The organism is Lactobacillus sp. ESL0684, assembly GCF_029392675.1.
GTDB lineage: Bacteria > Bacillota > Bacilli > Lactobacillales > Lactobacillaceae > Lactobacillus.
On sequence record NZ_CP113941.1, the window covers coordinates 556,085 to 575,609 of the forward strand.

The 19,525-nt window shown below is 37.7% G+C and carries 20 protein-coding genes; 19 read left to right on the forward strand and 1 reads right to left on the reverse strand.

Annotated elements, in window-relative coordinates; translation table 11 throughout:
- Nucleotides 1-89 precede the first annotated feature (89 nt).
- The 19 genes from OZX56_RS02755 to OZX56_RS02845 all read left to right on the forward strand — a co-directional run bounded on the left by OZX56_RS02755 (nt 90) and on the right by OZX56_RS02845 (nt 18,706).
- On the forward strand, nt 90-905 hold the full coding sequence (locus OZX56_RS02755; RefSeq protein WP_277140086.1) for a hypothetical protein: 816 nt from the start codon (nt 90-92) through the stop codon (nt 903-905).
- 2 nt (nt 906-907) lie between these two features.
- A complete protein-coding gene (locus OZX56_RS02760) occupies nt 908-1,492 on the forward strand; it encodes a hypothetical protein (RefSeq protein ID WP_277140087.1) in 585 nt (194 codons plus the stop codon).
- A gap of 12 nt (nt 1,493-1,504) precedes the next feature.
- Complete coding sequence (locus OZX56_RS02765; RefSeq protein WP_277140088.1) at nt 1,505-2,110, forward strand: ABC transporter ATP-binding protein; 606 nt, start codon at nt 1,505-1,507, stop codon at nt 2,108-2,110.
- Entirely contained in the window at nt 2,094-2,600 is a 507-nt protein-coding gene (locus OZX56_RS02770) for a hypothetical protein (RefSeq protein ID WP_277140089.1), read from the forward strand. Before OZX56_RS02765 ends, OZX56_RS02770 begins: the two co-directional genes overlap by 17 nt.
- 149 nt (nt 2,601-2,749) lie before the next feature.
- Nucleotides 2,750-3,091 (forward strand): type II toxin-antitoxin system Phd/YefM family antitoxin, encoded by a 342-nt coding sequence (locus OZX56_RS02775; RefSeq protein ID WP_277126763.1) that lies wholly within the window; start codon nt 2,750-2,752, stop codon nt 3,089-3,091.
- Nucleotides 3,091-3,399, forward strand: a complete 309-nt coding sequence (locus tag OZX56_RS02780; protein WP_277140090.1) for an addiction module toxin RelE — start codon at nt 3,091-3,093, stop codon at nt 3,397-3,399. The genes OZX56_RS02775 and OZX56_RS02780 overlap by 1 nt, the downstream gene beginning before the upstream one ends.
- 95 nt (nt 3,400-3,494) lie before the next feature.
- Nucleotides 3,495-4,142, forward strand: coding sequence for a pyroglutamyl-peptidase I (gene pcp, locus OZX56_RS02785; protein WP_277140091.1), 648 nt, complete (start codon nt 3,495-3,497; stop codon nt 4,140-4,142).
- A 135-nt stretch (nt 4,143-4,277) separates the two neighbouring features.
- On the forward strand, nt 4,278-6,851 hold the full coding sequence (mutS, locus tag OZX56_RS02790; protein WP_277140343.1) for a DNA mismatch repair protein MutS: 2,574 nt from the start codon (nt 4,278-4,280) through the stop codon (nt 6,849-6,851).
- A 2-nt stretch (nt 6,852-6,853) separates the two neighbouring features.
- The gene (gene mutL / locus OZX56_RS02795; protein WP_277140092.1) at nt 6,854-8,734 is read left to right on the forward strand and encodes a DNA mismatch repair endonuclease MutL; all 1,881 of its coding nucleotides are present in this window, start codon (nt 6,854-6,856) and stop codon (nt 8,732-8,734) included.
- 3 nt (nt 8,735-8,737) lie between these two features.
- Nucleotides 8,738-9,322: a Holliday junction branch migration protein RuvA gene (gene ruvA, locus OZX56_RS02800; RefSeq protein ID WP_277140093.1), complete on the forward strand. Its 585-nt coding sequence runs from the start codon at nt 8,738-8,740 to the stop codon at nt 9,320-9,322.
- A 40-nt stretch (nt 9,323-9,362) separates the two neighbouring features.
- Entirely contained in the window at nt 9,363-10,373 is a 1,011-nt protein-coding gene (ruvB, locus tag OZX56_RS02805) for a Holliday junction branch migration DNA helicase RuvB (RefSeq protein WP_277126758.1), read from the forward strand.
- A gap of 76 nt (nt 10,374-10,449) precedes the next feature.
- On the forward strand, nt 10,450-10,896 hold the full coding sequence (yajC, locus tag OZX56_RS02810; RefSeq protein WP_277140094.1) for a preprotein translocase subunit YajC: 447 nt from the start codon (nt 10,450-10,452) through the stop codon (nt 10,894-10,896).
- Between the two features lie 244 nt (nt 10,897-11,140).
- Entirely contained in the window at nt 11,141-12,100 is a 960-nt protein-coding gene (locus OZX56_RS02815) for an ATP-binding cassette domain-containing protein (RefSeq protein ID WP_277140095.1), read from the forward strand.
- Nucleotides 12,090-12,860 (forward strand): ABC-2 family transporter protein, encoded by a 771-nt coding sequence (locus tag OZX56_RS02820; RefSeq protein WP_277140096.1) that lies wholly within the window; start codon nt 12,090-12,092, stop codon nt 12,858-12,860. The genes OZX56_RS02815 and OZX56_RS02820 overlap by 11 nt, the downstream gene beginning before the upstream one ends.
- Before the next feature lie 2 nt (nt 12,861-12,862).
- On the forward strand, nt 12,863-13,639 hold the full coding sequence (locus tag OZX56_RS02825) for an ABC-2 family transporter protein (RefSeq protein WP_277140097.1): 777 nt from the start codon (nt 12,863-12,865) through the stop codon (nt 13,637-13,639).
- 124 nt (nt 13,640-13,763) lie between these two features.
- A complete protein-coding gene (gene zwf, locus OZX56_RS02830) occupies nt 13,764-15,212 on the forward strand; it encodes a glucose-6-phosphate dehydrogenase (protein ID WP_277140098.1) in 1,449 nt (482 codons plus the stop codon).
- Nucleotides 15,205-16,341, forward strand: a complete 1,137-nt coding sequence (dinB, locus tag OZX56_RS02835) for a DNA polymerase IV (protein ID WP_277140099.1) — start codon at nt 15,205-15,207, stop codon at nt 16,339-16,341. The genes zwf and dinB overlap by 8 nt, the downstream gene beginning before the upstream one ends.
- Nucleotides 16,342-16,395: 54 nt before the next feature.
- Nucleotides 16,396-17,352, forward strand: a complete 957-nt coding sequence (locus tag OZX56_RS02840) for a bifunctional oligoribonuclease/PAP phosphatase NrnA (protein ID WP_277140100.1) — start codon at nt 16,396-16,398, stop codon at nt 17,350-17,352.
- Entirely contained in the window at nt 17,345-18,706 is a 1,362-nt protein-coding gene (locus tag OZX56_RS02845) for a DEAD/DEAH box helicase (protein WP_277140101.1), read from the forward strand. The genes OZX56_RS02840 and OZX56_RS02845 overlap by 8 nt, the downstream gene beginning before the upstream one ends.
- A gap of 61 nt (nt 18,707-18,767) precedes the next feature.
- Here the strand turns inward: OZX56_RS02845 and OZX56_RS02850 are convergent, their stop codons facing one another.
- A complete protein-coding gene (locus OZX56_RS02850; RefSeq protein ID WP_277140102.1) occupies nt 18,768-19,409 on the reverse strand; it encodes a phosphatase PAP2 family protein in 642 nt (213 codons plus the stop codon).
- Nucleotides 19,410-19,525 lie beyond the last annotated feature (116 nt).

The window sequence follows — 19,525 nt, forward strand, 5'->3', positions numbered from 1 at the left end:
AAGCTAACATGTTTGGCAAAAGTTAATTTAACTAGTTTAATTATCGCATTACTGAGATTAATAGTTGGCATAAGTTAGGGAGTAGTTTTATGCTGAAAAGAACTAAAAAAATCATAAGTATAACAATAATATTATATTTTTTTCTAATAACTTGTCATACTTTTGTATCTATTAAAGATGGGCAAGGCATTCTTAGTGCAGGGGGAAATATTTCTGTTAGTATATTTTTTGAAATGCAAGCTGGGGGTGGTAATGGGTCTGAAATAGTCGATTTGACGATGATGGCAGTATTATCGGTTATTGGATCAGGATTATTTATTTATATAAAAAATAATAATATGTTTGATAGTGTTCAACAGAGATTGCGCTATAAACGATTCTTAATGAAAAGCGTTATTACTACTTTTTTAGCTGCTACTGGATTATCCATATTTACTAATCTGTATGAAATGAGTTTAATTAATTGGTTTTATTTTCCATTTACATATAAAATGAATGATCCCTTTTTGAGATCGCATCGACCTAGTAACTTTACAAATAATGATTTCGTAGAAATACTATTATTCATTATACTTGGTGCTGTTGGTTGGGGAATTTTTGCTATTTTTATTTTTAGTATTGGTTTGTTTGTGCGTAAGAATGCATTTTATATAATTGTTGGTCCGATTATTGGGCTGGTACTAATTTTATTACCAATTTTAGGTAATATACATAGTCTAATTTGGCGAGTATTTTCGTATTCTTGGTTTGTCTATACTCTAATTGCTCCCGGACAGTATACTTTTATCAGTGAAGCTCCACCGATTAAGCCGGGACTATCATTTATAATTGCTGCTATGATTTATTTAGCAGCAGCAGTGCTTTTGATTAGTATCTGGTACAAGAAGCAGCGAAAAGAGGCTTAATCATGCAAGCTAAACATGTTTGGCGAAAGCTAAGCTTAACTAGTTTAATTATCACGTTGCTTGGCTTATGGGGTGGTTGGTATTTAACTACACAAAGTGAGCCTGCCACGATGGAATTACCCAATGCCTATCTTAATGCCAATTTAGTATCGCTGTACTTGCAGCCAGCAGTCTTAATTTTAATTTACAACCAGATTTTAACTTTTCGTAAAATCAACTTATTGGTTGGCGTGCGGCAATGGACTAATAAGATGATTGCCCGTTTGTTAATCTTGGCAACGCTAGATTGTCTACTCTTCTGTGCTGGACTGATAATTCCTTATCTGATGACTGATTTTCCATTCTTTCGTAATGGTAGCCCTCTGCTGGGTACGGCATTACTGCTGTTACATGTTGCGGTGCTGATCTTAATGGCTTGGCTACTAGTTGGTGCCTATCAAATGCGCTATCCGCAATTATTGTTATTCATCGTTATTATTATCGATTTGGTGTATCATTTCTATTTTGAAAAGCAGGCTTTGATACTGTATAGTCCGCTATATGATCCACTATACCGAGCAGTTCATCGGATTTATGGTGGATATTAATGGAGAATTATTATGTTAGAAATTAAACAGATAAAAAAGTCATTTGGTCGCAAGCAAGTTTTACAAGATGTGACACTATCCGCTCAAGCTGGTGAGTTGATTCATATTTCAGGAATTAATGGCTCAGGCAAGTCAACGATCTTTAAAATTGTAACTGGTCTGCTAAAGCCCGATAGTGGCACAGTCAAGTTGGGACAAAACGATGTTATTGGCGCCTTAATTGAGAATCCCGGTTTTCTGGAATATGAATCCGCAATGACCAATCTTCAGTTCTTGGCTAATCTTAACCATAATTTTAATGAAGCAAAAGTTAGCGAATTACTGCAATATTTCGAACTAGATCCAGCGGATAATCAAGCTATTGCTAAGTATTCGGTTGGTATGCGGCAAAAAGTGGGTATTATTCAAGCAGTTATGGAAGATCAAAATATTATTTTGCTTGATGAGCCGACTCGCGGGATTGATCAAGCAAGTATTAGACAATTTGCTAATTTGCTAATCAAACTTAAGCAAGAGAATAAAACGGTAATTGTTGCTAGTCATGACCGAATTGCCGAAATTAAATATGATCGCCGTTTAAATTTGCAGGGCGGTGTACTTAGTGATGAAGATGAATAAGAAGCGAATCTTTCTGGCTTATGCTGCTGTCAGTGCTTTGTTAGTCTGTTTAGCGCGTGTGAATTGGTCTAGCTATCTATCTGCTGCCAAGTTATGGCAGATTAATTTTGCCTGGATTACTAAGCCGATGGTATTTGCCTTATTAGCGACTAACTTGGTTTTCTTTGATTCTCTAGCAGTTTGGTTGCCACGAAGTGGGCTACATAATATTAGTCCGCTAATGCAGGTTCGCAAACCGACTTTTAAACAACTAATAAAAAATATTGCCCCACAGGTTTGGCAATACTTAGTCATCTTCTTGTTGGTACATGTATTTGCCTTTGACTACGGTAACTGGGGTTATTCATTATTAACGTTGCTAGGTTTGAGTCTGCTATGGCTAGCGTGTACTTTTTGTCCGGTTTATCATTGGCCAGTCGGAGTGCAAAATTTATTGGTCATGATAGGCTTTTTTGGAGTTAGGCTAGCTCTGTGTTATTGGATAATTTAATTAATTTATTATGGTTTGTAAATAGATAATTAAATAATTTTAAAAAATTGCTTGTGATGAGCAATTTTTTGTTTTTGGTAATTTCTTTGCTATGGCACTAAACAAGGTGCTATAATTAGTGCTATAAAAAGACTGTATGGAGGTATAAAATGGTTTTAGCAAGTAGAATAAATGTACCGTTAACTTCAATCTCTGAAATAAAAAAAGCACCAATGACGGCTTTTTCATTGTCAAAAAAAACGCAGGAGCCAGTCTATGTTCTTAATAATAATAAGGAAGTTGGGGTTGTGTTAGACATAGACCAGTATAATTCAATCGTTGATTTTATTGAAAAAGCTCAGGCTATAATTGATAATGTGGCTGAGGATGCTTATCAAGAGAAAATTGAACAACGGATAAACTCAGATAAAGACTCAAATCTTTCTAATGAAGAAGTTCTTGGTAAAAATTGGCGAAAAAATTTGGAACAAATTCCGGATGAGTGGGATTAATGTATCAGTTATCATGGTTTAAAGAAGCGGTAACGGAGTATCAAAAATTAGATGGTTCTCAAAAACTCCAAATTAAAAAAGGGATTGCGAGAATTACTGAACGTGGTATGCAGGCTGGTAAGCTACTTGCAAAGAAAAAATATGATTTGTCAATGTGTCGTGAAATTAAGATGCGACGATTAGGTTTAAGAATAGTTTTTAAACAAAATAATCAAGCAATTCAGATTATCGATATTGTCTGTGTGGGTAAACGTTCTGATGAAGCAGTATATGAGCAGGCAGCAAAATTATTAGGATTATTACCTTAATTCTTAAAATCTTACTTTGACAGCTAACTCTTTTTTTAATATCATATAGAGATAATATTTTAACACTATCTTAACACGTGTGGTGAGTAAATAAAATGAAGATTTTAGTAACGGGATTTGATCCTTTTGGTGAAGATAAGATTAACCCAGCAATTGAAGCAGTTAAACGCTTAGATGATGAAATTGCTGGTGCAAAAATTGTTAAGCTAGAAATTCCTACTGTTTTTGGTGAATGTGCTGAAGTAGTGCATGAAGCAATTGTCAAGCATCAACCTGATTACGTCTTAAATATTGGTCAAGCTGGTGGTCGTTATGCTTTGACTCCAGAACGGGTAGCAATTAATTTTGACGATGGTCGGATTAAAGATAATAAGGGCTATCAGCCACTAGCCACACCAATTCATGAAGATGGACAAAATGCATACTTCACGCAATTACCGGTTAAAGCAATTGCGCGAGCAATTCGGGGTGTTGGTGTGCCAAGTGTGGTTTCAACTACTGCTGGCACCTATGTTTGCAACCATATTATGTATCAAGTTCAGTATATGATTGATAAGGAATTTCACGGGTTAAAGGCCGGATTTATTCATATTCCATTTTTGCCTGAGCAAGTTGTTGATCGCCCAGATACTCCTAGCTTGAGTTTAGCAGATGATGTTAAAGGTATTACTGCAGCCATTGAAGCAATTGTTAAGATGGATGGCAAGGAAGATATTGCTAGCATTGAAGGACATATAGCTTAACTAAAAAATTTCCCACTAACAAATATTTAAGGATTTGTTAGTGGGATTTTTCTTTTACTATTGCCTTTAGCGTATAATAGTAATGATAAATAAAATAAAGAAGAGGAACAAATGGTTAATTCAAGTACGACGCCTATGATGGAACAATATTATGAAATTAAAAAGCAATATCCCGATGCTTTTCTGTTTTATCGGGTCGGAGACTTTTATGAGTTGTTTGAAGATGATGCAGTTAAAGGTGCGCAGCTTCTTGAGCTGACTCTGACACATCGCTCAAATAAAACTGCCAATCCAATTCCTATGGCAGGTGTGCCCCATGTAGCAGTTGATTCATACGTTGATACTTTAGTTGATAAAGGCTATAAGGTAGCTTTGTGTGAGCAACTGGAAAATCCTAAAGATGCTAAAGGGATGGTTAAGCGTGGAATTATTCAGCTGGTTACACCAGGTACCAAGATGAATGATAAGCCTAGTGAAGCAAAAGACTTTAATTATTTAACTTCAGTCATTACTACCAAAAGCGGCTTCGGATTAGCTTATAGCGATCTATCAACTGGTGAAATTTTTGCGACTCACTTAAAAACATTTGCCACTGTTGTAAATGAGCTGTTATCATTGCGTACCAAAGAAGTTGTTTATGGTGGATATTTGGGCGATCAGGAGCAGGAAACGTTACGCAAAGCCAATATCACAGTTTCAAAACCGGTTGAATTAACTAAGACACATGCAGAGATAGCGTTTGCTCAGCAAAAGCTAACTAATCAAGCAGAAAAGACGGCTGTTAAGCAATTAGTTAGTTATCTGCTAGTTACCCAAAAACGTAGTTTAGCCCACTTACAAATTGCACAAAGTTATGAAGTCAGTCAATATTTACAAATGTCTCATACCGTACAAAATAATTTGGAATTGGTAGCGTCAGCCAAAACTGGTAAAAAAATGGGTTCGCTATTTTGGGTACTCGATAAGACGCATACCGCAATGGGTGGTCGTTTGTTAAAACAATGGTTAGCCAGACCGCTACTTTCAACTAATGAATTGAATAAGCGCCAAGAAATGGTACAAGCATTGGTAGACGATTATTTTACTCGTGAAAATGTCGTAGATGCGCTAAAGGGAGTCTATGATTTGGAACGGCTGACTGGTCGAATTGCTTTTGGTAATGTTAATGCACGTGAGCTGCTTCAATTAGCAAATTCACTTACTGCTGTTCCAGTGATTTTAGCAGCTTTGACTAAGTCTCATAGTTCAGCTTTACAAAACTTCGCGCAAAAAATTGATCCGTTAAAAGGGGTAGCTAAATTGATTAGCGATACTTTGGTAGCTGAGCCACCAATTTCTACAACTGAAGGTGGTCTAATTCGTGAAGGTGTTGACCAGCAACTTGACCGTTACCGCGACGCAATGAATAACGGTAAGCAATGGCTAGCAGAGATGGAAGCTCAAGAGCGGCAAAAGACTGGGATTGAGAACCTGAAAGTTGGTTATAATAAGGTTTTCGGCTATTATTTACAAGTGACTAATTCTAATAAAAATAAGGTGCCAACTGAGCGTTATACTCGTAAGCAAACCTTGACTAATGCCGAGCGTTATATAACGCCAGAACTAAAAGAACATGAAAATCTAATTTTAGAGGCACAAACTAAATCGACAGATTTGGAATATGATTTATTTGTCAAATTGCGTGAAGAAGTGAAAAAGTATATTTCTGCATTACAAGAATTGGCATCACAAGTAGCAGCAATTGACGTCTATTGTTCGTTTGCCCAAGTCGCAGAGACCAACAATTATTGTCGACCGCATTTTCAGACTGACAGCCAGAACGTTAAGATCGTTAATGGTCGTCATCCAGTTGTAGAACAAGTAATGCAGGCTGGTGCGTACATCCCTAATGATGTGCAGCTTGATGAAGAAACAGATATCTTTTTGATTACTGGACCGAATATGTCAGGCAAAAGCACTTATATGCGGCAGTTAGCGTTAATAACTGTTATGGCGCAAGTTGGTTCATTTGTCCCGGCAGATAGTGCTGAATTACCAATTTTTGACCAAATTTTTACGCGAATTGGTGCCGCTGATGATTTGATCTCTGGGCAAAGTACCTTTATGGTAGAAATGACTGAAGCAAATGACGCCTTGCAAGCGGCAACTAAACGTAGTCTGGTGCTATTTGATGAGATTGGTCGCGGAACGGCAACGTATGATGGGATGGCATTGGCCGGTGCAATTGTCCAGTATTTACATGATGAAGTGGGAGCCAAAGTACTGTTTGCGACTCATTTTCATGAATTAACGGATTTAGAACAAACTTTACCACGTCTTAAAAATATTCATGTTGGGGCAACTCAGGAAAATGGTAAATTAATCTTTTTGCATAAAATTTTACCTGGACCTGCTGATCAAAGCTACGGAATTCATGTTGCGCAATTGGCTGGTTTACCAAGTAAGGTTTTGCGTCAAGCGACTAAGTTATTAAATCGTTTAGAGGCTCAAGGAAGTAGCCTTGGACCAAGCACGCATCAACTTGATTTGTTTGCAACGGAAACCGATGAAGATATGATTAGTCAAACTCCAGAGGTGACGACTGATGAAGTTACAGTTAAGGAAAAAGATGTCTTAAAAGAACTTAATGGGTTGTATCTAGCTGATAAAACCCCACTGGAAATTATGCAAATAGTTGCGAATTGGCAAGCGGACTTAAAGGATGAATAATCATGGCACAAATTCATGAATTATCAGAAAATTTAGCCAATCAAATTGCAGCTGGTGAAGTTATTGAGCGACCAGCCAGTGTGGTTAAGGAACTAGTGGAAAATGCGATTGATGCTGGTAGTAGCAGAATTCGGATCGATTTTATTGATGGTGGATTAAAGCAAATTGTCGTGCAGGATAATGGCAGTGGAATTCGCAGTGATCAAATTGATCTGGCCTTTCAAAGACATGCTACGAGTAAAATTAATAATGAACATGATTTATTTAAGGTTGGAACGCTGGGGTTTCGGGGTGAAGCTTTAGCTTCGATTGCCGCGGTAAGTCATGTGGAAATTTTGACTAATGCTGGTAGTGCGGCTGGAACGCTGGCTAAATTTAGTGCAGGAGTTAAGACTAGTCAAGAAGAAGCTGGCGGGGCACAAGGAACCAAGATTACAGTTAAAGATCTGTTTTATAATACTCCTGCTCGATTAAAATATTTACGTAGTCAGCGAACCGAGATTATGAAATTAGTAGATATTGTGAATCGGATTGCTTTAGGTTATCCAGAAATTGCATTTACCCTAACTAATGAGGGACGTCAATTACTAAAAACCGTTGGTAATAGCAATTTGCAACAAGCTATTTCCAGTATTTATGGTCGGCATACTGCTGAAAAGATGTTACCTTTTGAGCAGAGTAATGATGATTTTACAGTTAGCGGCCTAGTTTCTAAACCAGAATTGACCCGCTCGACGCGAAATTTTATTTCGATTTTACTTAATGGTCGGTATATTAAGAACTTTAAGTTGGCTGCGGCTGTGATGGCTGGGTATGGTAGCCAATTATCTGCTAAGCATTATCCAATTGCTATTATTAAAATTACGGTTGATCCTTTACTCGTCGATGTAAATGTGCATCCTACTAAGCAAGAAGTTCGCTTATCAAAAGAGCAGGAATTGAGCCGATTAGTAACTAGTGCTATTAGCGATTGCTTGCTGCGAACAACTACACAATCTGATGCGCTTGCTAATCTTGCTGGTGGCAAAGAGGACACTTTAGTCGATCAATTGAAATTTAATTTAAATAAAAATGTGGTCGACACTAAGCGACCAGAATCTTCAGAAGTTCACGAAAGTCAACCAGCCAAAATTACTAGTCGCAAGCCAGCAAAATACGTTGATTTGACTGTGCCACGTGATGATTCACGCTATCTGATTACTGCTACTTGGGTCCAAAATGTTAAAAAACAGCAGTCACTGCGACCTTTTTCAAGTACTAATCAAACTGCTGAAGTCATGACAAGTGGGGATGAATTATTAATTAATAGCTTGCCAGAATTAACCTTGGTTGGTCAAACTGCCAACTATATCGTTGCTAGCGCTAATAATAACCTTTATCTAGTGGATCAGCTTGCGGCAAGGAGACTGCTCAAATTTGAGGAACTTAAGCGACAAATTACGGCACAAAAAATCACCGAGCAAGGGTTACTAACACCATTGACCTTAACCTTTGGCAACTTAGACTTCATTCAAATTCAAGCCAAACTCCCTGAACTTAAGAAAATCGGTTTGTTTTTAGAAGAGTTTGGCCAAGACACGTTTATTTTAAGGTCATATCCGACTTGGCTAACGAGTGATAATTTAGAAACATCGGTTAGATCGATTATTGATAGCTATTTAAATGTGGATCAAACTGATTCTGTTACTTTAATTAATCGGATTGCTGCTGATCAGGCTCAGAAAATGGTACCTGGTCGAAGCAAGTTAAGCAGTGCTGATTGCGAAGACATGTTGACAAGACTGCGCCAAATAAGCGATCCCTATCACGATGCTAAGGGAAATGTGGTATTGGTGTGCTTGCGAGCAACACAACTCCAAAAAATGTTTAAAAAGGATGAGTAGTAAATGTATGAATATTTAACGGGTGTGGTGACTAAGATTATGCCCAATTTTATCGTTGTCGAATGTGGCGGTGTAGGTTACAAAGTTTTTAGTCCAACGCCTTATAGTTATCATGAAGGAGCAAAAGCTCAAGTTTATATTGAGCAAATTGTGCGTGATACGGGGATAACCCTTTATGGTTTTCAAACTGAAGAGGATAAAGGGCTATTTTTAAAATTACTTAGCGTTAGTGGGATTGGGCCGAAATCTGCGATTGCAATTATGGCCGCAGAAAACAGCGATTCGCTAGCTGAAGCCATTGAACAAGGTGAAGTAAAGTATTTAACTAAATTTCCAGGTGTTGGCAAAAAAACCGCTTCGCAAATCGTACTTGATTTAAAAGGAAAATTAGGCGATTATGTGCAGCGAGTTGATCAGACAACTAAACAGGATATTTCACCAGAGTTAAATGATGCACTGTTAGCATTGCTGGCGCTAGGATATACTCAAAAAGAAGTTGATCGGATAACTGATAAACTTGCTAAAGAAGAGGCAACTAGTGCCGACCAATATATTAAAAAAGGCTTGGCATTGTTGTTAAAGAAGTAATACTGGGCAAGAATCTGATACGGCAAAGGAAGTGAAACAAGTGACAGATAAAGAAGAACCAATCGTTTCTGGAGAAAGTCAAGGGGATTTAGAAACAGCTAGTGAGATGTCGCTGCGTCCGCAAACTTTAAAGGATTATTTAGGTCAAGCGGCAGTCAAAAAAGAATTAGCGGTTTATATTGAGGCTGCTAAAAAACGTGACGAAGCGTTAGACCATGTGCTACTTTATGGACCACCTGGCTTAGGAAAAACGACCTTGGCATTTGTGATTGCCAATGAACTAGGAGTTAATTTAAAAAGTACGAGTGGGCCAGCAATTGAAAAAGCTGGCGACCTGGTGGCACTGTTAACTGAACTTGAACCAGGCGATGTACTGTTTATTGATGAAATTCATCGGTTGTCAAAGCCGATTGAAGAAGTATTGTATTCCGCTATGGAAGATTATTACATTGATATTGTAATTGGTGAGGGACAAACTACGCATGCAGTGCATATGCCATTGCCACCATTTACTTTAGTGGGAGCAACGACTTTGGCAGGACAGTTATCGGCTCCGCTGCGTGATCGCTTTGGAATCATGGCACACTTAGAATACTATCAACTGCCAGAACTTGAAGAAATTATTCAGCGGTCGAGTAAGGTATTTAAGATTGAAATTGCGCCGCAGGCAGCTCATGAGCTGGCACGTCGCTCGCGAGGAACGCCGCGGGTTGCTAATCGCTTATTGCGACGGGTGCGGGATTTTGCCCAAGTTAAAGGTGAAAAGGTGATTTCTTTTGAAACTACTAAGGCATCTTTAGAGCAATTACAAGTTGATAATGAAGGACTTGATCAAACTGATCGAAAGTTATTACGGGTAATGATTGAAAACTATCATGGCGGGCCAGTTGGTGTGCGTACTTTGGCAGCTAATGCAGGTGAAGATGTGGAAACTATTGAATCACTTTATGAGCCATACTTATTGCAGAATGGCTTTATTATCATGACACCACGTGGCCGGATGGTCACTGATAAGGCTTATTTACAATTAGGGCTACCAATTCCGGGTTAGCCGTGCAATTGTTGCTATTTTTTTGTATAATTAGATAGTTGATCTTGTTCGAATATTTTGAATATGAGGTGTAGAATTGAATACTTTATTTTTAGCAAAAGCTAGTGGCGGTATGGGCAGCATGTGGTCAATAATTCTTTTAGTAGTGTTATTTGCCCTGATGTACTTCACGATGATTAAACCGCAGAAAAAGCAACAACAGAAAAAAGCAGAAATGATGAATCAATTGAAAAAAGGTGACGATGTTATCTTGATTGATGGCTTGCATGCTAAGATTGATTCCGTTAATACTAAGGATAAGACAGTGGTTGTTGATGCTGATGGTATTTACCTGACTTTCAGCCGGATGGCCGTGCAACAGATTGTTTCAAGCGATACTACTGATCCGGCTGCTATTCCAGCAAATGAAGCCAAGCAAGAAGAGCAAGCTGAAACTGCAGCAAATGAATCAACTGAAGAACAAGCACAAACTCCTGATAAGCCTGCAGATCAAGCTGAACAAGACAAGCCAAGTGCTGAATAATTAACTTTTTAAAAAAGTACCTATTGGTGCTTTTTTATTTTGCCTTAATTTTCTATTGCAATTTTAATCATGTGACTTATACTGAAGATATTATTTTTAAGATAAGGTGGTAACTATGAAAAATACAATTTTAAACACAAATTTAACCAAGCAAACGAGTAATTCTGCTAATCTGGCAAATAGAAAATAACTTTAAATTAGAGTAATTTCTTAATTTCTAGCATGGCAGAATACTCATTAACTAATGAATGGAGTAAAAGTCATGTTAATTGAGATGGAGAATCTCACTCGTTTTTATCAAAAAAAGCAGTCAGCTAGCTTATGGAAGCAGCATTCGCAAAAAATTGCTGCTGTTCAAAATATTTCATTAAAGCTTAATTCTGGGGAGCGTATTGGTCTAGTTGGCTTAAATGGCTCAGGAAAGTCAACTTTAATTAAACTGATTCTGGGAATTTTGCAGCCTTCACAAGGCAAAATAAGCACTTTTGGACTAGATCCAGTAAAAAATCGACAGAGGAATGCTTTAAAGATTGGTATAGTTTTCGGTCAGAGAAGTCAATTAAGATGGGATTTGCCAGCAAGCGATACATTTAAGCTGAACCAAGAGATTTATCAGATACCTGAAGCAAAATTTCAAGAGCAATTAACGTTGTTAACTACTTTGCTTGATGCTAAAGAGATTGTTAATCAGCCAGTCAGAACCTTGAGCTTGGGTCAGAGAATGAAGGCGGAGTTTATTGCGGCTTTGATTCATGATCCTGAGCTAATTATTCTAGATGAGCCTACAATTGGTTTGGATATAATCTCTAAAAAGCGTATTATCCAATTTTTAAACGGCTTAAAGAAAAAAACGATTATTTTTACTTCCCATGATTTAACTGAAGTCGAAAGTGTCTGTAATCGAGCAATAATTCTTAGTCATGGGAAGGTAATAGTTGATAACAGCATGCAGGAAATTAGGCAACTTGATCTACCAGTGACAATTAGGTTTACCTGTGCTGATCCGAAGCTTGATTTGCCTAATTTAGTGCGCTTACCAAGTGGTGAATATGAGATTTCTGCAGTCAAGCGTTCAAATGTTTCATATTTACTTAAACAAATAACTGATAATTATGCTGTTGAGCAAGTCACGATTGAAAATCGCAAGTTGGAATATTTATTAGAACAAACTAATTTTCAAGCAGGTGCAGCGGATGAAAATTAGATTCTCATTACTTAAAATCGGATTCAAAAAAGGTTTATCCTCTAAATTGGCATTGGCGTTCTTATTATTTTCAGCAGTAATTTCATTTGTAGTTGAGTATTCTTTATGGCAATCTGTTTTACAGGGACGTCCGCGTCAAGTATTTCAGCAGACGATCAGCTATCTGTTAGTAATGCAGTTTTTAAGTTTGCTCTTTCCTAAGGCGAGTTATGAAATCTATCATGAAATTGCTAATGGCGACATCGCAATTGATTTAATTAAACCGCTATCGTTATTCACTAAGCTACTGTGGGAAGATGTTGGCTACTCGCTTGCAAAATTACTAATAATCGGAATTCCTGAAATCATACTTTACTGCTGGATTTTAGATTTTAAAATACCAATATTGAGTAGCTTAAGTATGATTATCAGTGGGTTGCTAGCCTATTTGCTTTATTATGAACTGGAATTGTTGATTGGTACTTTTTCGTTTTATACATATAGTATTTGGGGAATTACAACTTTCAAATCCGCAATTTTGTTGATTTTTTCTGGCAATCTCTTTCCGGCTAACTTTTATCCACCAGTAATTAAAGCTCTTGCGCGTTGTTTGCCATTTGAGTATACGTTTGGCGCAATTGGTTTGTTAGCGCAAAATCCGACTTTTACTTTAGCGAGTCAAACTATCTTAATTCAGTTAGGATATGTAGTATTATTTTACTTGTTATGGCAACTACTATTTAAGCATGCGGTTAATTCAATTGTGATTCAAGGAGGTTAGCGATGCGTTATTTAAAATTATTTAGCTGTTATTTACGAACTAATCTCAAATCACTAGTAATTTATGATATTGATTTTTATTTTGCGATTATTGGGATGATAACGCAAAATCTTTTAAATATCATTGCCTTACGTTTTATGTTTAATGTGGTTCCTAAAATCAAAGGTTTTAATTTTACTGAACTGCTACTGACCTATACTTTGGCAACACTGGCTTTTGCAATTTTTCGCTGTTTTTTTATTAACACATTAAATATTACTGATTATATTCACAATGGTGAACTTGATCAAATTTTAGCTAAACCAGTTAATCCGCTATTTCAGCTAATTAATGCCCGTGTAGATGATGATGCGTGGGGAGATTTATTAGTGGCGCTAGTTTTATTAATTGGCGTTGATATCCGTTTGCACAATCCCTGGTATATCACGTTAATGTTTTTGTTTATAGCCATTTTTACGTCATTAATTTTTTTAGGAATTGCATTGCTTGGCAATATCGCCGCACTGTTTTCTAATGGTTTAGCAGATTTGGCAGAAACGGTTTTTGATTTTTTTGAATTTAGCAAGTATCCGTTAGCAATTTATTCAAACGTATTAAAAATCTTTTTGGTTTGGGTTATACCGCTAGGCTGGGTGGCTTCGATTCCGCAGGAGGCAATCGCAGTTAAGCATGAGTGGTTTTGGCTGCTAATTATTCCGGCGGTCTGCTTAGGATTTTTCCTAGCAATTTATCAAATTTGGCGACTATTTTTGACTAAGTACCAGAGTACTGGCAGCTAATAGAAGAGGACATCAATTTGCAACATTGGTGCCTTTTTTTAATTTCTAGATTGCGAGGATTAATATTTGACTAAAAATATTATAAAATAGAGATAACATGATAGTTAATGAAAGGGATGTCCTTATGAAAAATATTCCAGTGGTAATGATCATCTTTGGTGGTAGTGGTGATTTAGCGCATCGAAAATTATATCCAGCTTTGTTTAACTTATATGAACAAGGTCTAATTCGTGATAACTTTGCGGTGATTGCGACTGCAAGACGTCCCTGGACTCATGAATATTTGCGCGGGCAAATAGCTGATGCGGTTCATGAAACTCATACTGAAGTCAATGAGAATGATTTAGCTGACTTTACACAACATTTTTATTACCAATCACATGATGTTACTAACGTCGGGCATTATGAAACGCTCAAAGAATTAGCGCAAGAACTTGATGATCGTTATAGTGCTCAAGGTAATCGCATCTTTTATCTAGCAATGGCGCCACGCTTTTTTGGGACAATTGCGACCCACTTAAATGATCAACATTTAACCAGTTCAGGTTTTAATCGGATTGTGGTGGAAAAACCATTTGGTCATGAATTAGCGTCCGCAGAGAAGTTGAATCAGCAAATAACGGCATCATTTGCAGAAGATGATATTTTTCGCATTGATCACTATTTAGGTAAGGAAATGGTGCAGAATATTTTGCCAATGCGTTTCACTAATCCGCTAATTAAAAATGTGTGGAATAATTCCGAAATTAAGAATATCCAAGTTACTTTGGCTGAACGCTTAGGGGTCGAAGCGCGTGGTGGTTATTATGATACTTCAGGAGCGTTGCGAGACATGGTGCAAAATCACATTTTTCAAATTGTGACTTTACTGGCGATGCCTGAGCCTAAGGACCTGAATGCCAGCAGTATTCATGAAGCTAAGCAAGAACTTTTAGCAGGTCTAATTATTCCCAGTGAAGCAGAAATTGCTCAGCATTTTGTTCGTGGGCAATATCTTGGTAGTGATACAACTTTTGGTTATTTGCAAGAAGCTAATGTGGCAGAAGACTCGGCTACTGAAACGTTTGTAGCAGGTGAGATGAAATTTAAAAATGGTCCAATAGCCAATGTGCCAATCTATTTTAGAACAGGTAAAGAACTTAAGGAAAAGAAGACCCGAATTGATATTGTCTTAAAGCATAGATCTAATCCGTACGGTCAAGCACATTCGAATAATATTACGCTCATTGTTGACCCTAATATGGAAATTTATATTACGATTAATGGTAAAAAGATTAGTCAAACTGGGATTCGTCGTGAAAATTTGGATTATAATTTTTCTAAAGATGAGTTAGCTGAAGTTCCAGATGGCTATGAGAGATTGCTGCATGACGTGTTTGTCAATGATTCGACTAACTTCACCCATTGGAGCGAATTGCAAGCTTATTGGAAATTTATTGATGCAATTGAGTCGGCTTGGCAAAAGGCTGATCAAGCTGGTCAAAAACCTGCCCAATATTTGCCATACCGCATGGGACCTAAGGAAGCTGACCAAATTTTTGAAAGACCAACAGAACATTGGATCTATGAGTGATACGAGCGACGGTTTATTACCTCAAAATGATCTGCATCGGCGCATTATCCATCTTGATATGGACGCCTTTTATGCATCAGTTGAAATGCGTGACGATCCTTCGTTGAAAAATAAGGCATTGATAATTGGGCAAGATCCAAGGCAAAATCATGGGCATGGAGTGGTGGCTACTGCTAATTATGTTGCCCGTAAATATGGAGTTCACTCTGCTATGCCTGCTATTAAGGCAGTGCGGCTAATTCCAGCGGAAAAATTGGTTTTCAAGATGCCTGATTTTGAAAAATACCATGAAGTTTCAACACAAATTCACCAATTGATGCATGATCTGACCGATCTAGTGCAATCGATTGCGTTAGATGAAGCTTATCTTGATGTTACGCAAAATAAGTTGGATAGTACATCTGCCGTGCAATTGGCGATTGACTTGCAAACTAGAATTCGCCGAGAATTAGGGCTAAATTGTTCTTTTGGGGTCAGCTATAATAAGTTTTTGGCTAAAATGGGTTCTGAATATTCGAAGCCAATGGGGCGAACTGTCATTTTACCTAGTGAAGCTAAGGACTTTTTGGCAAGACAACCGATTGCCGCGTTTCATGGGATTGGTCCTAAAACCCAGGAAAAATTGCATAAAATGGGGGTTTATACGGGTAAAGATTTACGAGAAATTCACGTTCGTGACTTAATTAAAACTTTTAATCGCATGGGCTATCTGATGGCAGAACACGCGCATGGCATTGACTTATCTAGAGTAGTTCCAGATGACGAGCGTAATCGCAAATCAATTAGTATTGAGCGTACATATGAACCTTGCGTTTATGCAGAACAAGCAGCTCTAACCAATTTGCGTAATTATGCCAGTAGCTTGGCAGACAAGTTAAAAGAGCGTAACTTTTATGCAACGACTATTGTCCTAAAAACGCGCAATAACTCCTTTGTAACGGTCACTAAACGGCAAAAACTAAGCAAGGCAACTAATGATGGTACCCAGATTTATGAAGTTGCCCGTGACTTGTTTGGGCAAATTTCTAGTAGTTTCCTTAATGACGGGATTAGATTGTTGGGAGTAACTGCAACAGATTTTAGTGAGGCTAATTTTTCTGACGTCGATTTAGACTTGTTTTCGGATTAAGCCAACTTTTCTGTTAAACTAAATATTGATATTTAAAAATCTGAAGGAGAATTTATGAGCACTTTTGCGCAAATTTATCAAAAAATCGAACAATTTTCGACTATTATTTTACATCGGCATACTAGTCCAGATCCGGATGCGTTGGGGTCACAAGCTGGGCTTGCTCGCAGTTTGAAACTTAAATTTCCTGCTAAGCGTATTCTATGTGCAGGTGAAAATGACGAGGGCGACTTAAGCTGGATTAACCAAATGGATCAAGTTGAGCCTACAGATTATCAAGGAGCACTAGTTATTACTACCGATACTGCCAACACTGCTCGGATCGCTAACAAATTATATGATCAGGGTGATTTGTTAATTAAGATTGACCACCATCCTGACGTTGAACCATATGCTGATTTAAGCTATGTCGATGCTGATGCACCAGCTGCTTCACAGATTGTGGCTGACTTTATTATTGAACAAGGCTTGCCACTTACTGACCAAGTCGCTTATCCTTTGTATGCTGGAATTGTTGGGGATACAGGGCGCTTTATGTATCCGGAAACTACTGAGCATACTTTTAATGTGGTAGCTAAATTGACAGCTACTGGTATTAATATTAATGAAATTGCTCGCCGAATTAGTGATGTAACTTTTGAACAGGCTAAGCTGCAAGCAGTCGTTTTGGATTATATGGAAGTTGACCCAAGTGGTGCTGCATATGCGGTGCTATCACAAGCAACCTTAGCTAAATTGGGGGTTGATTTTGAACAAGCTTCATGCACGGTTTCAACTCCAGGTCGGATTAAAGATATCATTGCGTGGAATGTTTTCGTGGAAAAACCCGATGGCACTTATCGGGTACATTATCGTTCTAAAGGTCCAGTAATTAATGAATTGGCTGCTAAACACGATGGCGGCGGACACGCCTTAGCAAGTGGTGCCAATGCGAAAGATTTAACTGAAGTAAAGCAGATTTTCGCAGAATTAGTCCAAGTAACTAAGGAATATCAAAAAAATTATGAATAATATTTTTACATCTGAAAGAATAAAGCCTGCCTTGCAAGCTGGATTGAGCAAAATTAATTTTATTACGCCGTCTAAGGTGCAAGAAGCAGTGATTCCAGTATTACTTGATCAGCAAAACGCTGTTGTACAGGCAGTTACTGGGTCAGGAAAGACGCACGCATTTTTAGTACCAATCTTAAATGAGCTTGATGAGCAGCTGACTTTTCCCCAAGCGATAATTACTGCGCCAAGTCGTGAACTTTCCGAGCAACTGTACCAAGTTGCTAGACAATTGCGGGATGCTGCTGGTTTGAAAATTTCAATTGCACATTTAGCAGGAGGTAGTGATCGCCAAAGGCAGTTGACTAGGTTAACAAATCACAAGCCTCAATTGATAATTGCCACACCAGGTCGGTTACATGATTTTGTGGAAAAGAAGCTTTTGCCTTTAGATTACGTACAATACTTTATTATTGACGAAGCAGACATGACTTTGGACATGGGCTTTTTAGCTGATATCGATTTTATTGCGCAAAGATTGCCGAAAAAAGCAGTTTTAGCAGCTTTTTCAGCCACTTTACCTGTCCAATTGATGAACTTCTTGCGTAAATATATGGCTAAACCCAAACAAATTGTAATTGATAATCCTAGTGTGATTTCACCGACTGTCAAAAATGACTTGCTCGATGTTGGTGCCAAAAATCGAAAGACTATCTTATATAGGTTATTAACCATGGGACAGCCATACTTAGCACTAGTTTTTGCTAATACCAAGCAAAAGGTGGATGAAATAACTGCTTATTTGCAAAATCAAGGTCTTAAGGTGGCTAAAATTCACGGGGGAATTACTGAGCGTGAACGCAAGCGGGCGTTGCGTGAAGTGGCTGCAGGTCAATATCAGTATGTTGTGGCAACTGATTTAGCAGCACGAGGTTTGGATATTGACGGCGTCAGTTTAGTGATTAATTATGAAATTCCTCGTAATTTAGAGTTTGTGGTGCATCGCATCGGGCGAACTGGGCGCAACGGCCACTCTGGTCACGCCATCACTTTAATTCGTGAAGAAGAAATGCCGAGGATTGCTGGTTTAGAAAAGCTGGGCATCAAGTTTGATTTTGTGGAAATTAAGCATGATGAATTAGTCCCGCGTAAACATTACGCACGCCGCAATAATCGCAAAGAATCTGCCCATCAGGTTGATAACCACTTGAATGGCTATGTTAAAAAAGCTAAAAAGAAACGCAAACCTGGTTATAAGAAAAAGATTAAGCGGGTTGTTGAACAAGATAAGCAACAAAAACGCCGACTTGAACAACGTCATGAGATTCGCAAGGCAAAACGTCAGCGTAAGCAGCGTCGTGATAATAGTCGCTAACTAAAAAAGCTTTATTGCAGTTTAAAACGCAATAAAGCTTTTTTGACGTTATTAAATTAAGTTATGATTTAGCATAATAGTAATGATACAAGCAAGAATAGCCGATTAGTAAAAAGCTGATTCCCTCAAGAAAACCGCCGACTACATCTGAAGGGTAATGGACATGCGCGAAGATTCGAGTATAACCGATTAACACGGGAAAGCAAAACCAAATTGCACACATAATTGTTTTGAGTGGCTTATTTTTAACTAACAGAAGTGTTAAAACGATTAAAATGCCAAATAAAGTTGCGCTACCGACAGAATGTCCTGATGGAAAACTGTAACCATCTGCATAGACGAGATGATGTACGCTTGGCCTTGGTCTGGCAATTGCATGTTTAATAATCCAATTAAAGCCATTAGCAGCAATCATAGTACCAGCCGTAAAACAGGCATAAGCATATTTTTTAAAAATTACTAAAATTATTACTAAAATTATAGTTTCAGCAATAATTACGCTGGTATTACCCAAATTAGTAAAAGATTTAGTAAATTGGGTAATAGATTCGTTATTGTTGGTAACGATCCCAATCACGATTTTATCGAATTGCTGAATAAAATTACTGCCCGCAGAAACTAGGATAGCCCAGATTGCGTAAATAACCAAAAAGACACTTGCGGGCACAATCGTATCCGTTTTTGGTTGATTTGTATTGTTCAAATAATATTCTCCCCTTGTTTTTTTTAGTGTTTGTGGTAAATTATAATCATTATTAAATAAAAAATAAAGGTTAGGAACTAATAGCAATTTTATTTTTCTTTAGAGAAAAGTCGGTC